The sequence below is a fragment of the Tenacibaculum sp. HL-MS23 genome, assembly GCF_032463465.1.
Classification (GTDB): Bacteria; Bacteroidota; Bacteroidia; order Flavobacteriales; family Flavobacteriaceae; genus Polaribacter; species Polaribacter bernardetii.
Map to the genome: position 1 here is coordinate 202,598 of NZ_CP135989.1, position 13,934 is coordinate 216,531.

The window sequence follows — 13,934 nt, forward strand, 5'->3', positions numbered from 1 at the left end:
TTGTGGTAATGAGAGATAAAAAAAAGCAATTAAAAGTAACTTTTTTAGGTACAGGAACTTCTACAGGCGTTCCAATGATTACAAGTAAGCATCCTGTAGCCTTATCTAAAGACTATAAAGACAGTCGATTGCGTTCTTCAATTATAGTTTCTTGGGATACTATAAAGTATGTGATTGACTGCGGACCTGATTTTCGCCAGCAAATGATACGTGAAAATGTGGAGTCGATAAACGGAATTTTATTTACCCACGAGCATGCCGATCATATTGCTGGTTTAGACGAAATAAGACCGTATTGTTTTCAAATAGAAGCAGTGCCTATTTACACATCAGAAAGGGTTTTAGCGGTGCTTAAAAAGAGATACGATTATATTTTTGCCACTGAAAATAGGTATCCGAGTGCACCAAAAGTAGCTCCGAATATTATTTCGCATCACGAAAGCTTTTTTTTAGAGGATGTGAAAGTGACGCCAGTTGAACTATTGCACGGGCGATTGCCTATTTTAGGGTATCGCTTTAATGATATTGCGTATCTTACAGATATTAAAACAATATCCGAAGTAGAAAAAAAGAAATTAGCGAATTTAGAGGTGTTGATTGTAACAGGGCTTCGTAAAGAACCTCATGCGACTCATTTTAATTTAGAGGAAGCTTTGGCTTTTATAGCAGAATTAAATCCGAAGAAAGCCTATTTAACGCATATTAGCGAATTGCTTGGTTTGCATGAAGAGGTGGAAAAAGAACTGCCTGAAAATGTGTTTTTAGCGTATGACGGATTAACAATTTAAAAGAGTATTACATATTTTGATACCGTGATTGATTTAAATTACTATAAATAAGTAGCAATTTTAAAAGTGCTCCTTACTTTTACATAAAATACTAATTGAATGAAAATAATTATATCTCCGGCAAAGTCTTTAGATTTTGAAACCAAAGCGAATACCGACCTATATACACAACCACGATTTTTAGAGCAGTCAAAAAAACTAAACAACAAATTAAAAACACTTTCACGAAAAAAACTGAGTGATTTAATGAAGATTTCTGATGATTTAGCAAGTTTAAATTATGATAGAAATCAAGATTGGCAAACTCCGTTTGAAATAGAAAATTCTAAACAGGCTATTTATTCTTTTACGGGTGAAGTTTTTAGAGGTATTGAGGTAACAACACTTTCTGAAGATAAATTACCAATTTTACAAGACAGACTTCGAATTTTATCTGGTTTATACGGATTGTTAAGACCGTTAGATTTAATTCAGCCGTATCGTTTAGAAATGGGGACTAAATTAAAAGTAGGTAGAACAGAAAATTTATATCAATTTTGGAACACTGATTTGGCAGATTCTTTAAATGCCGAATTAGAAGAGAATGAACTGTTAATTAACTTAGCAAGTACAGAGTATTTTAAAGCTTTGCCCCAAAAAGTCTTAAAAGTACCCATGATAACGCCTGTTTTTAAAGATCTTAAAAACGGAGAGTATAAAACCATTATGACCTATGCTAAAAAAGCACGTGGTTTAATGGTGCGCTATATTATTGAAAATGATGTAAAAACAATAGAGGCTTTAAAAGGTTTTGATGTTGATAATTACAGGTTTTCTCAAGAAATGTCTACTAAAAACGAATTATTTTTCACAAGATAAAATGAGAAGTATAATAATTAAGCTGATAAAATTATGTGGTGTGCTAACTTTTTTAGTATTGCTTGTTATTTACTTATGCAATTTTTTAGTGGAAAAAAAAGCAGCAGATAAAGTATATACAAGCGTAAATGAAATACCCGAAAACAAAGTGGGTTTGGTTTTAGGGACGAGTAAATATTTAGTAGGCGGACAAGTAAATTTGTATTATAAGTACAGAATAGATGCGGCAGCAGAATTATACAAGTCACGTAAAATAGCATATATAATCGTTAGTGGAGATAACGGTACAAAGGAATACAATGAGCCGTCTAGATTTAAAAACGACTTAATTAAAGCAGGGATTCCTGAGGGTAAAATATTTTTAGATTATGCTGGTTTTAGAACGTTAGATTCTGTGGTGCGTGTAAAAGAAATATTCGGCCAAACTTCTGTAACCATCGTATCGCAACAATTCCATAATGAAAGGGCTATTTATTTAGCAAATTACTTTGGCATTAAAGCAATAGGTTTTAATGCCAAAGGTGTTTCTAGTAAATACGGACTAAAAGTACAGTTAAGAGAGTACTTAGCGCGGGTTAAAGTATTTGTTGATATTGTACTAAATGTGCAACCTAAATTTTTAGGAAAACCGATTGAAGTAAAATAGCTTAACAAGCAGCTAACCCAACAGTAATTGCTAAGCCACCTTCTGAGGTTTCTTTATAATTACGGTGCATGTCTTTTGCAGTTTCCCACATCGTATCAATTACTTTGTCTAAAGGAACTAAAGATTCTTTAGGGTCTGTTTCTAATGCCAACTCAGCAGCATTAATCGCCTTAATTGCTCCCATAGCATTGCGTTCTATACAAGGTATTTGAACCAAGCCACCAATAGGGTCGCAGGTTAAACCTAAATGATGTTCCATAGCTATTTCGGCAGCAACCAAACATTGCCCTGGTGTTCCTCCTAAAAGTTCTGTTAGCGCAGCAGCAGCCATTGCTGATGAAACGCCTATTTCTGCCTGGCAACCACCCATTGCTGCAGATATGGTTGCGTTCTTTTTAAAGATACTTCCGATTTCGCCAGCTACTAATAAGAATTTTTTAATATGTTCAAAATCAGCTTCGTGATTTTCAATCACTAAATAATACATTAAAACAGCAGGAATAACACCTGCACTTCCGTTTGTAGGTGCAGTTACAACCCTACCTAATGCAGCGTTTACTTCATTGACTGATAAAGCCAAACAACTTACCCATTTTAAGATTTCACGAAATTTTACTTCAGTGCTTCTAATAGCAGTAATCCACTCTTGTTGGTTCGTGTATGCTGCGTCTTTAATTAATTTTGTATGTGTGCCAAATGCTCTTCGCTTTACATTTAATCCGCCAGGTAAAATACCTTCAGTATGGCAGCCAATGTACATGCATTCTAACATCGTCTCCCAGGTGCGTTTTAGTTCAGCGTCAATTTCAGCAGAAGATCTTAAAACTAACTCATTTTGATAAACGATGTCAGAAATGTTTTTTTGCTCCCTGTCACAATACGCTTCTAATTCGGTTGCTCGATTTATTGGGAACGGAAAATTTTTCTTGTTGATTTCGGTATCTAAAGGAACCTCTACTTCTTCCTGAATAACAAAACCTCCTCCGATTGAATAATAGGTTTCACTAGAAATTTCTTTACCTTTAGAAAAAGCTTTGAAGGTTAGTCCGTTAGAGTGAAACGGTAAAAAATCTTTATTAAAAACGATGTTTTCTATAGAAAAAACAAGGTGCTTTTCTGCATTAAAGTGTAAAGTCTTCGTTTCTTTTATTTGATCAATAATCGTTTCTATGTTTTCAACAGGTATATACTCAGGATCTGTACCGCTTAAGCCTAATAAAATAGCTAAATCGGTTGCATGACCTTTTCCTGTTAAAGATAAAGAGCCGTATAAATCTATTTTAACACCATCAATAGTAGTAAATAAATGTGTTTTTTTTAATTTTTCAATCCATTCTTGGGCAGCTCTCCATGGGCCTAAAGTATGTGAGCTAGAAGGGCCAACGCCAATTTTTAACATGTCAAAAACACTAATAAACTGCGACATAAATATAGTTTGTTTGTTGATGGCTAAAATAGAAAAAGTCCTGTATTTAAATCAATACAGGACTTTTTTTTATGAAAAATGTGTTTTTACATTCCGTAAACAGACTCTTTGCCAAATTTTTGAGCTAACATATAGTAAACTACAGCACGGTATTTATTTCTTTCAGATCTTCCTATTTTTTCTACAACCTCGTCAATAGCCTTGTCTAATTCAGGGCTATCAGCTAAACCTAGTTTTTTCATTAAGAAGTTTTTCTTAACTGTTTCTAATTCTTTCGCATCAGTACCAGATACCGTTTCGGCATCTTTTTTATAAATTGAAGGTCCTAAGCCTTTGGTTACCGCTTTTAATAAATCAAGATTACAAGGAAGATTTCTATCATCCATAAATTTTTTATACAATGCTACTTTTTCGTCAAATTTACTCATGATTTTTTTGTTTATAATTAGGTGCAAGTTTTGTTGTAAAACTTTAATACTCCCAAATATAGAAAAATATTTGATTCTTTCAAATAAGAAAATTCAATAACTAAAAACAAGATAGCATTGTTAATTAAATTGTTGAAAACAAAATCAGCTAAACGTAAATAGGCACTGTTCTTGTAGTACATTTATATACATTCAAATATGTAGCTTATGTCGATATTGAAATTTGAATCTATGTTGAAAACCAACGATGTATACTTTTTTGACGCGGTTGAGTTTGAAACAATCATCGAACATTATTTAAACATAGCCAAACATTCTTTGGCAAAAAAAGCTGTGCAACTTGGGTTGGAGCAACATCCTACTTCTATTCAGTTGAAATTAATGAAAGTAGAAATTCTAATTTTCGAAAACGAATTAGAAGAGGCTACTAAAATGCTTCGTGCTATAGAAGCTGTTGAATCTCATAATGATGAGGTTTTTATACAAAAAGCATTGATTTTATCTAAAAAGAAGAAACATGTTGAGGCTATCGTTGTATTGAAAGAATCTTTAGATTTTATCGAAGATCCAGCTGATATATGGTCGATGCTAGGAATGGAATACTTGTATTTAGATGATTTTGAAAATGCACGGTTAAATTTCGAGAAATGTGTGGAAGATGATTATGAAGATTATTCATCACTATACAATATTGTATACTGTTTTGATATGCAAGATAAACATGTAGAAGCTATACAGTTTTTAAAAAAATATGTAGATAAAAACCCGTATTGCGAGATTGCTTGGCATCAATTAGGGAAACAATATGCTGAATTAGGAATGCATAAAGAAGCGCTGACTTCTTTTGATTATTCCGTGCTAATTGATGAGAGTTTTATTGGTGGGTATTTAGAAAAAGCAAAAACCTTAGAAGAGCTAAATAACTATGAAGAGGCTATAAATAATTATTTAATTACGTTGGAGTTAGATGATCCTACCGCTTTTGCTTACATCAGAATAGGGAAATGTTATGAGAAATTAGAAAACATGCATACTGCCATTCACTTTTATAAAAAAGCAGTGCATGAAGATCCCTTGCTAGATAAAGCATGGATGTTGTTAGCAAATGCTTATTACAATGACGGTAACTTCCAAAAAGCGTTGTATTACGTAAATAAGGCAATAGAAATTGATGAGATAAATGAGCTGTATTGGAAAAGGTCAGGAGATATCAACTTAAAGCTTAATTTTTACGAAGAGGCTGTAAAATCTTTTTACACGAGTATTGAGTTAGGGGAGCAGGGTTTAGATGTTTACACTGCATTAGCGGATATATTATTGTTTTTAGGAGATTTTGAAGATGGTTTAAAAATAGTAATCAAAGCTAAAAAAATATATAAAGAAGCTGCTGAGGTAGAATATCGATTGTGTGGTTTATTTATGATTCTTGATAAAGAGGGGTACAGTTTAACGCACTTAAAAAATGCATTAGCAATCGATTATAAACACCATTCTATTATTAAAGAATTATATCCTTCAGTTTATGAGAATAAACAGATCCAAAAAATTTTATTGAGTTATAAGAAGGCTATTAAATAATAAAAACCCTTAAAATATATTTATTTTAAGGGTTTTTAATTTCTAAGAAATACGTTTCCAAATTTTTGTTAAAATACACACACATACTAGGGTGAGTGCAGATAAACCAGCGGCTAATAGAGTGTTGCCATAAATCCAATTACCAGTAGCAAATAAGAAACTATATACACCAATTGTGCCTGTTATAAATCCTACTATTTTTATACCTACATTTTTGAATTTATCTTCTCCGTCAAAAATTAAGGTTTCAAATTTATGAATGGTTTCCGCATCACTAGGTTGTGTTACAAGAGTGACTAAAATCCATCCGATAGTTGTAATTACTACCCCAATTATCAATTGCCAATAACTAGCAATTTCGATAAAAGGGGTTTCCATTTTTCCGTTGATAAAAAAGAATACTGCAATAACAAAAGAAATAGCCATCGCAGCAATTTCACTATACGGATTTATTCTGCTCCAAAACCAACGTAAAATAAATAGCAATCCAGTTCCGGCTCCGATTTGTAATAATAAATCAAAAACGTCTTTAGCAGATTGTAGGTAAAAAGAAAATAGCGCTGCAAATAGCATTAATAAGACAGTTGATACTCTACCAACGACTACTTTTTGTTTTTCAGAAGCATTTTTGTTGATAAAACGACTATAAAAATCGTTTACCAAATACGAGCTTCCCCAGTTTAATTGAGTTGAAATGGTACTCATAAAAGCAGCAATTAACGAGGTTAGTACAATTCCTAATAATCCAGCAGGTAAATAAGTCATCATAGCAGCATAGCCAACATCATGTCCTTGCATTTCAGGAGATAAGCTAGGAAATGCTTGATTCATACTTTCTAAACTCGGAAAAATCACCAAAGAAGCCAATCCAACAATAATCCAAGGCCAAGGGCGTAATGCATAATGCGCAAAATTGAAAAACAAAGTTGCCCAAGTGGCATTTTTTTCATCTTTAGCAGCCAACATTCGTTGCGCTATATAGCCACCACCACCAGGTTCTGCGCCAGGATACCAAGTACTCCACCATTGCACGGCAAAGGGAATTATAAATAAAGTGATTAAAGATTCTGTATTCGAAAAATCAGGAAGCATCGCTAGTTTGTCATGCACGTTAGGGTGACTTAATAAATTAGATAAGCCGTTTATTTCAGGTAAGTTGATGATGTAAATAGTGGCCCAGACCGAACCGATCATCGCGATTATAAACTGAACAAAATCGGTAAGTAAAACTCCTTTTAATCCTCCTAGAGATGAATAAATAACAACAATAATAGACGAGTATAATAGCATTTCACCTTGTGAAATACCTAATAAGATATTGGCAATTTTTGCGCCGGCCAAACAAACTCCAGCCATGGTGATAATATTAAAAATTACACCTAAATAAATAGCTCTAAATCCTCTTAAAAATCCTGCTATTTTACCAGAATAGCGTAATTCGTAAAATTCTAAATCAGTACTAATTCCAGATTTTCGCCATAGTTTTGCGTAAAAGAAAACAGTAAGCATACCGGTAAGTAACATTGCCCACCAAACCCAGTTTCCTGAAACACCATTTTTACGCACCAATTCGGTTACCAATCCAGGAGTGTCGGCTGCAAATGTGGTAGCAACCATCGAAACACCTAACAACCACCAAGGCATATTTCTACCCGATAAAAAGAATTCAGTACTGCTTTTTCCTGCAGATTTAGAAGCCCAAAGACCTATAAGTAATGAGAGGATAAAAAATCCGATGATAATAGAATAATCCAGCGCGGTTAATGTCATGTAGTTTTTATTTAAAAAAGCTAAATGTAGTTAAATATTATGATACGTTAAATTTCAATTGAAATGAAAAATGATTTTGTATATTTATATATAAAATGACTTAAAAGCATTAAATTTGATGTTCGTCTTATGGGAAAAATAAAAAAAATAGCAGTGATGACTTCCGGAGGAGATGCTCCAGGAATGAACGCGGCAATCAGATCGGTTGTAAGGACTTGTGCATATTATCGTACTGAGTGTATGGGAATCTATAGAGGTTACCAAGGTTTAATAGAAGGAGATTTGGTACCGTTTACAGCTAGAAGTGTAAATAATATCATTAACAAAGGAGGTACTATACTTAAAACAGCACGTTCTAAAGAGTTTATAACAAAAGAAGGGCGAAAAAAAGCTTACGAAAGTTTAAAAGAAAACAAGGTAGATGCACTAGTGGTTATTGGTGGTGATGGTTCTTTTACAGGAGGAGTGGTTTTTAATAAAGAATTTAACTTTCCGGTAATAGGAATTCCTGGTACGATAGACAATGATATCTATGGGACAACGCATACCATAGGCTACGATACTGCATTAAACACTGCAGTTGAGGCAATAGATAAGATTAGAGATACGGCATCGTCTCATAACAGACTTTTCTTTGTGGAAGTGATGGGAAGAGATGCAGGTTTTATAGCTTTAAATGCCGGAGTCGGAGCAGGAGCAGAAGAAATTCTAATTCCAGAAGAAGATTTAGGGCTAGAAAGAATGCTAGAGTCTTTAAAGAAAAGTAGACGAACAGGAAAGTCATCAAGTATTGTTGTGGTTTCTGAAGGAGATAAAACAGGTAGAAATGTTTTTGAATTAGCGGATTATGTAGAAAAAAACTTGCCAGAATATGAAGTGAGGGTTTCCGTTTTAGGACACATGCAAAGAGGCGGATCGCCAACGTGTTTCGATAGAGTTTTAGCAAGTAGATTAGGTGTAAAAGCAGTTGAGTTATTGCTAGACGGACAAACGAACTTAATGGTTGGTTTACAAAATAATATGGTGGTTGCTACCAATTTAGAAAAAGCAATAAAAGGTCATAATGACATAGATATGGAGTTGCTAAGAGTCTCTGATATTATGACAACATAATTTTTAATAAGAATATTAAATAGTAAAGTGATGATAAAAGTAGGAATTAACGGATTTGGAAGAATAGGTAGATTAGCTTTCCGTTCTGCCATGAAAAGAAACAATGTGCAAGTAGTTGCCATTAATGATTTGTTAGATGTAGAGTATTTAGCCTATTTGTTAAAGTATGATTCGGTTCATGGTCGTTTTGATGGTGAAGTAACGGTAAAAGACGGTAACCTAGTTGTAAACGAACAAATTATTAGAGTATCAGCTGAAAGAAATCCAGAAAATTTAAAATGGAACGAAGTAGGAGCTGAGTATATTATTGAATCAACAGGTTTTTTTACAGATCAAGATAAAGCAGCGTTGCATATAAAAGGAGGTGCTAAAAAAGTAATTATTTCAGCGCCATCAAAAGATGCTAAAATGTATGTGATGGGAGTAAATCATGCTGAGATGAAAGCAGACGAACTTATTGTTTCTAATGCTTCTTGTACAACAAACTGTTTGGCGCCATTAGTAAAAGTTATTAATGATGCTTATGGGTTGACGGAAGGATTAATGACAACTGTTCATGCAGCAACATCTACTCAGAATACTGTTGATGGACCAAATAAAAAATGGAGAAGAGGTCGTTCTGTAATAAACAATATTATACCTACTTCTACCGGAGCTGCAGAAGCAGTAACAAAAGTAATTCCGTCTATGAATGGTAAATTAACAGGAATGGCAGTAAGAGTTCCTGTAGCAGATGTTTCATTAGTTGATTTAACTTTTAAAACTGAAAAAGCAACGTCATTAAAAGAAATTATGGCAACTTTTAAAGCTGCTTCAGAAAACGAATTTAAAGGCATAATAGGATATACTGAAGACGAAGTTGTTTCTCAAGATTTTGTATCAGAAACAAGAACTTCTGTTGTTGATGCTGACGCAAGTTTAGAGCTAAATGAAAAATTTTTTAAAATTATTTCTTGGTATGATAACGAGTATGGTTATGCAACGAAGATTGTTGATTTATTAGAGTATTCAGCCTCTTTATAATAAAAAAGAATATAAAAAAAATATCAATTCCCGCTTATAGCGGGAATTTTTAGTTAATTTTAAAACGATGGAAATAGCAATTATAGCACATGACGGAATGAAAGCAGAAATGGTTCAGTTTTTAAATGAACATAAAACCATTTTACTTCAAAAAAACATATCATTAGTATCAACAGGAACCACAGGTTCTAAAGCTGAAAAGGCAGGTTTTAAAGTAACGAAGTTCTTATCTGGTCCTTTTGGTGGTGATGCTCAAATAGCAGCAAGGGTTGCTGAGGGTAAATGTAATATGGTGTTGTTTTTTAGAGATCCTAATGAAAAACATCCACACGAGCCAGACATTACTATGTTATTGCGTTTGTGTGATGTACATGATGTTCCGTTAGCAACAAATCCTGCAACCGCAGAACTGTTAATGAAGGCATTGTAAATAAAAAAAAGTATTCTTATTAAAATAGTAAACCTATATTTAAATAATCTATTTTGAAATTAGAATAATCAATAAGAATTAAAACTTTAAGAAAACCCAAATGATACATTTAATAGTAGGGAATACTGGTTCGGGAAAAACAACATACTCGGCTGAACTAAAAAAAGAAACAAAAGGTGTTGTTTTTTCGATTGATAAATGGAATAAAACGCTTTTTCTTGCTGATAAAAAAGCAACAGATGGTTTAGAGTGGTTTTTAGAAAAAATAAATAGAGCAGAAAAAGTAATACTAGAATTAGTAGAGCAGTTAGAGAGTTCAAAAACAGACAGTATTCTAGATTTAGGATTGTCGAAGTTTGAGCATAGAGAAAAATTCAGACAATTTGCAGAAGCTAATGGTTATGAAATTAAAATCCACTTTTTAGATATTTCAAAAGAAACACGATTTAAAAGAGTTTTAAAAAGAAATAGTGAAAAAGGAGATACGTTCCAGTTTGAAGTAAGTAAAGAAGATTTCGATTTTATGGAAACATGGTTTGAAAAACCTACTGAAAAAGAACTTAAATATGGAGTGATTATTACCGCTTAAAATTTCGTGGAACTTTAAAATAAACTAGCTGTTAAAACTTCTATTTAACAGCAATCATACTAATCTCTACATTTACAAACTTAGGTAAATTGGCAACTTCAACAGTTTCTCTAGCGGGCGCAGTAGCTTCGTTAAAATAGGTAGCATACACGCTGTTTATTTTAGAAAAGTTATGCATATCAGAAATAAAAATAGACGATTTTACGACGTTTTCAAAAGTCATTTCAGCAGCAGCTAAAACTTCTTTCATGTTTTCCATAACTTGTTTTGTTTCAGATTCAATAGAATCCATAACTAATTCACCTGTTTTAGGATCTAAAGCAATCTGACCAGAAGTATATAATGTGTTTCCGCTTAAAACAGCTTGGTTATATGGTCCAATAGGAGCAGGAGCTTTACTTGTTGTTATAATTTTTTTCATCTTATTTATGGATAAATTTAAAATTGATTAAGTATTCTTTTTTAGAATAAAGCTCTATCTGGCGGCTTGTTTTTGTCCCATTTTAAATCACTTAAAACAGATGATTTTACTCCGATAAAGAAGTTATAAGAAGAGTTTATTCCGAAAGGAGTCCAATTAAAATTCAATCGCCAACTATCTAAATCCCTAGAAAAAGAAAGTCTTGTGTAAGTAAAAGCGTTCTCTTTAACATCATAACCAGATGAAAAACCAACGTTCCATTTAGGCGTTAACTCTACGTTTCCGCTAAACATTAAAGAATTACTACCAACACTACTTGTAAGTCCGTTATCTGAGTAGTTTAAGGCGTAAGCTAAATTTAGTGTCCATGGTATTTTAGCACCATATAGTTTTGTTTCTTTCGTTTCGCTTTTATTCTGTTTGTTATCAGGGTTGTTGGGGAAGCCATTTGTAGGCGACATGTTTTCTCCAAACAAATCAGGAGTGTCTTGTGCACCATTTCCTGAGTTTTTAGACTCCTCTTTATCGCCTTCTTTTTTCTTCTCAAAATCTTTGCTAGATAAAGAGTAGTTAGCGGTAATACCAAAGTTAGTAAGTCTTAAAATATTAGCATTAAACTTATTTATTCTTTGTCCTTCATTATTTACCTGATAAGGATCAAATCTTGCATTGGCATTTAAAGCTAATTTGTCTTTAAAAAGCCGCGTTCCTGCATTTGCAGTAACAGGACTCCAGCGTAAGCTATCAGCAGCTATATTGTAGCTAGTACTAAAATTTAAATTATTAAGAATGGTGACTTTTGTATCTTCCTCATCACTATCGGGATCTTTCGGAGCAACTTTAGCTTCTAAAACATTATTAACAGAAATACCAATAGAGTTTGAAACACCACTTCCTGGCCTGCCATATATTCCTCCTTCAAAAGGAGAATAGGTTAGTAAATCAGTGGGGTCTGAACTTTGTTGAACTTGTAAGTCGTAATTTTCAGCAAAATCAGGTCTGTATCCATAAGAAATAGAAGGTCTAATTGTATGTCTTATGGCTTTTAATCTTCCTTTTTTAAAGTTAAATGTTCCATAGATGTTTGTTGATAAAGAAACTCCTAAATTGTATTCGTTAAAACGGTTAAAACCACTAATAGTATCGTTTACAACTGTACCTAAATTACCACTTGAATTAGTAAGTGTAGGATCATATTTTTTATTGATTTTATCAAAATACCAAACATCCTTATAACTAACACTTGGTGATAATGTAAAATATTTAAAAGCCTTTAAGTTTGTATTGGTACTTAAACGATGTTGAATTCCTTTTTTTGCTGTTCTAAACATTTTATCAGTAAAAAACTCATCATCAGTAGTATTTATTTGATACTGACCTTGCATACTGTAGTTCAAACCCATTTTCTGAATAGGATTGGTTTTAACTCCGTTTTTACCAGCAAAGGGATAAATACGATCCATATTTAACTGTAAAGATGGAAGCGTCATTGTTATTTGTTCGGTATTGGTGTTTTGTGAATGTGTTGCTGTTACATTTATATTAAAAGGAGTGCCAACAAATTTTTTGTAATATGAAATAGATGAACTTAAGGTGTTTGTTAAAAACTGAGAATTGTTAAATTCATTTAATGATTGCCTATAATAAGTACTACTACCTAAGTTGACAGAAGCAGAAAAACGAGAGTTTGGACTCGATTTAGTATCTTGACTATGGCTCCAACGAAGATTAAAGTTAGACGATTTACTGTAGTTACTTAAACCTCTAATTCCTTGAATTATATTTTCATAACGAATACTAAAATTACCACTAAATTTATAACGAACATAGTAATTAGAATCAGCTCTTAATCCCCAACTTCCGTTAGTGTAAAGATCTCCTAAAACAGTTAAATCAAAATAATCACTTAAAGCAAAGTAGTATCCACCGTTTTGTAAAAAGAAACCTTGACTGTTACTATCACCATATGAAGGAATAATAAAACCAGAGGTTCTTTCATTGGTCATAGGAAAATAAGCGAAAGGTAAATATACAGGTGTAGGAACATCAGCTAAAACTAAATTACTACCACCTACAATTATTTTTTTACCAGGAACTAGTTTTGCTTTACTTGTTTGAATGTAATAATCTGGATTTTTCTTTTTAGAGGTTGTAAAACGAAGTCTTCGCATGTAAATAGTAGAGTCATTTACACGTTTTGTTTTTTGAGCATAGGTTATAATTTCACCTTGCACCGTTTTTACACCGTAAACTAGTGCTTTTTTTGTTTTAAAGTTGAATAAAATGGAGTCTTGCTCAGATTCTTGATCACCTTGTTTAAAAATAGGACGTTGATGATAACCTAAGCTATCTTTTATTCCTTTGGCATAAACAGTATTGTTCTTATAGTCTAAAACAATTATACCTGCTTTTAAATCAATATCAGTATAAATTACTTGTGCTTTATTGTATAAGGTTACAGTTTTATTTTTTGCGTTTTGTATTGTATAATCTTCGGCATTGTGTGTAATGATTCCATCAATAACCTCTTTAGGCTTAATAGAATCGTTTACAATCGAATCATTTTTTAGGTTTAATAATTCACCTTTTTTCAAATCAATCAAACTATCTTTTGATATATTTAAAATTGGCTTTTTTTTAGATTTTTGAGAAGGAATTCCTTTTTTATCAAAATCTTGAGCTACACTTAATTGAAAACAAAAAAGGTAGGAAATTAAAAGTATGTAAGTTAGATTTGTTCGCAATGTTATAAATACTATTTTTGTGTTATATTTAAAAACTTTGGCGTACTATTTGAATGCCTAAATATAAAATCCAAAAATAGTTAAATTTTATTGATGCAATTCTTAAAATTACGTAAATAT

13 protein-coding genes are annotated in these 13,934 nt (G+C 32.5%); 8 read left to right on the plus strand and 5 right to left on the minus strand.

The features are described from left to right. Positions 1-8 precede the first annotated feature (8 nt). The 3 genes from RRF68_RS00895 to RRF68_RS00905 all read left to right on the plus strand — a co-directional run bounded on the left by RRF68_RS00895 (position 9) and on the right by RRF68_RS00905 (position 2,292). Positions 9-788, plus strand: coding sequence for an MBL fold metallo-hydrolase (locus tag RRF68_RS00895; RefSeq protein WP_218772889.1), 780 nt, complete (start codon positions 9-11; stop codon positions 786-788). 99 nt (positions 789-887) lie between these two features. After that, the gene (yaaA, locus tag RRF68_RS00900) at positions 888-1,646 is read left to right on the plus strand and encodes a peroxide stress protein YaaA (RefSeq protein WP_315944675.1); all 759 of its coding nucleotides are present in this window, start codon (positions 888-890) and stop codon (positions 1,644-1,646) included. A gap of 88 nt (positions 1,647-1,734) precedes the next feature. Further along, positions 1,735-2,292: a vancomycin high temperature exclusion protein gene (locus tag RRF68_RS00905; RefSeq protein ID WP_370624047.1), complete on the plus strand. Its 558-nt coding sequence runs from the start codon at positions 1,735-1,737 to the stop codon at positions 2,290-2,292. A 1-nt stretch (position 2,293) separates the two neighbouring features. Here RRF68_RS00905 and RRF68_RS00910 read toward each other — a convergent pair whose 3' ends face one another. Together RRF68_RS00910 and RRF68_RS00915 are read right to left on the minus strand one after the other, a co-directional pair. Next, positions 2,294-3,718, minus strand: a complete 1,425-nt coding sequence (locus tag RRF68_RS00910; protein WP_218772886.1) for an L-serine ammonia-lyase — start codon at positions 3,716-3,718, stop codon at positions 2,294-2,296. 86 nt (positions 3,719-3,804) lie between these two features. Then, a complete protein-coding gene (locus RRF68_RS00915; protein WP_218772885.1) occupies positions 3,805-4,146 on the minus strand; it encodes a DUF2853 family protein in 342 nt (113 codons plus the stop codon). Between the two features lie 231 nt (positions 4,147-4,377). On the opposite strand from RRF68_RS00915, the gene RRF68_RS00920 reads away from it, so the two are divergent. After that, a complete protein-coding gene (locus tag RRF68_RS00920; RefSeq protein ID WP_255554315.1) occupies positions 4,378-5,724 on the plus strand; it encodes a tetratricopeptide repeat protein in 1,347 nt (448 codons plus the stop codon). 42 nt (positions 5,725-5,766) lie between these two features. On the opposite strand, the gene RRF68_RS00925 is transcribed toward RRF68_RS00920, so the two are convergent. Further along, on the minus strand, positions 5,767-7,494 hold the full coding sequence (locus RRF68_RS00925; protein ID WP_218772883.1) for a sodium:solute symporter family protein: 1,728 nt from the start codon (positions 7,492-7,494) through the stop codon (positions 5,767-5,769). Between the two features lie 129 nt (positions 7,495-7,623). Here RRF68_RS00925 and pfkA point away from each other — a divergent pair, with 129 nt between their 5' ends. From pfkA to RRF68_RS00945, 4 genes are all read left to right on the plus strand, one after another. Further along, complete coding sequence (gene pfkA / locus RRF68_RS00930) at positions 7,624-8,607, plus strand: 6-phosphofructokinase (RefSeq protein ID WP_218772882.1); 984 nt, start codon at positions 7,624-7,626, stop codon at positions 8,605-8,607. A gap of 30 nt (positions 8,608-8,637) precedes the next feature. After that, positions 8,638-9,630 carry a type I glyceraldehyde-3-phosphate dehydrogenase gene (gap, locus tag RRF68_RS00935; protein WP_315944676.1) on the plus strand — a complete coding sequence of 331 codons (993 nt, stop codon included), beginning with the start codon at positions 8,638-8,640 and terminating at the stop codon, positions 9,628-9,630. A 67-nt stretch (positions 9,631-9,697) separates the two neighbouring features. Continuing rightward, positions 9,698-10,060 carry a methylglyoxal synthase gene (locus RRF68_RS00940; RefSeq protein ID WP_218772880.1) on the plus strand — a complete coding sequence of 121 codons (363 nt, stop codon included), beginning with the start codon at positions 9,698-9,700 and terminating at the stop codon, positions 10,058-10,060. Positions 10,061-10,160: 100 nt separating this feature from the next. Then, a complete protein-coding gene (locus tag RRF68_RS00945) occupies positions 10,161-10,649 on the plus strand; it encodes an ATP-binding protein (protein ID WP_315944677.1) in 489 nt (162 codons plus the stop codon). A 40-nt stretch (positions 10,650-10,689) separates the two neighbouring features. Here RRF68_RS00945 and RRF68_RS00950 read toward each other — a convergent pair whose 3' ends face one another. Both RRF68_RS00950 and RRF68_RS00955 read right to left on the minus strand, forming a co-directional pair. After that, positions 10,690-11,070 (minus strand): Rid family detoxifying hydrolase, encoded by a 381-nt coding sequence (locus RRF68_RS00950; RefSeq protein ID WP_275316120.1) that lies wholly within the window; start codon positions 11,068-11,070, stop codon positions 10,690-10,692. A gap of 41 nt (positions 11,071-11,111) precedes the next feature. Next, positions 11,112-13,814 (minus strand): putative LPS assembly protein LptD, encoded by a 2,703-nt coding sequence (locus RRF68_RS00955; RefSeq protein WP_315944678.1) that lies wholly within the window; start codon positions 13,812-13,814, stop codon positions 11,112-11,114. Positions 13,815-13,934: the final 120 nt, after the last annotated feature.

What these genes read in the sequence shown, in the direction of transcription:
- RRF68_RS00910 (WP_218772886.1), bottom strand. Translation starts at nt 3,718, where the DNA reads ATGTCGCAGTTTATTAGTGTTTTTGACATGTTAAAAATTGGCGTTGGC.
- RRF68_RS00915 (WP_218772885.1), bottom strand. Translation starts at nt 4,146, where the DNA reads ATGAGTAAATTTGACGAAAAAGTAGCATTGTATAAAAAATTTATGGAT.
- yaaA (WP_315944675.1), top strand. Translation starts at nt 888, where the DNA reads ATGAAAATAATTATATCTCCGGCAAAGTCTTTAGATTTTGAAACCAAA.
- RRF68_RS00925 (WP_218772883.1), bottom strand. Translation starts at nt 7,494, where the DNA reads ATGACATTAACCGCGCTGGATTATTCTATTATCATCGGATTTTTTATC.
- RRF68_RS00895 (WP_218772889.1), top strand. Translation starts at nt 9, where the DNA reads ATGAGAGATAAAAAAAAGCAATTAAAAGTAACTTTTTTAGGTACAGGA.
- gap (WP_315944676.1), top strand. Translation starts at nt 8,638, where the DNA reads ATGATAAAAGTAGGAATTAACGGATTTGGAAGAATAGGTAGATTAGCT.
- RRF68_RS00945 (WP_315944677.1), top strand. Translation starts at nt 10,161, where the DNA reads ATGATACATTTAATAGTAGGGAATACTGGTTCGGGAAAAACAACATAC.
- RRF68_RS00940 (WP_218772880.1), top strand. Translation starts at nt 9,698, where the DNA reads ATGGAAATAGCAATTATAGCACATGACGGAATGAAAGCAGAAATGGTT.
- pfkA (WP_218772882.1), top strand. Translation starts at nt 7,624, where the DNA reads ATGGGAAAAATAAAAAAAATAGCAGTGATGACTTCCGGAGGAGATGCT.
- RRF68_RS00950 (WP_275316120.1), bottom strand. Translation starts at nt 11,070, where the DNA reads ATGAAAAAAATTATAACAACAAGTAAAGCTCCTGCTCCTATTGGACCA.
- RRF68_RS00920 (WP_255554315.1), top strand. Translation starts at nt 4,378, where the DNA reads ATGTTGAAAACCAACGATGTATACTTTTTTGACGCGGTTGAGTTTGAA.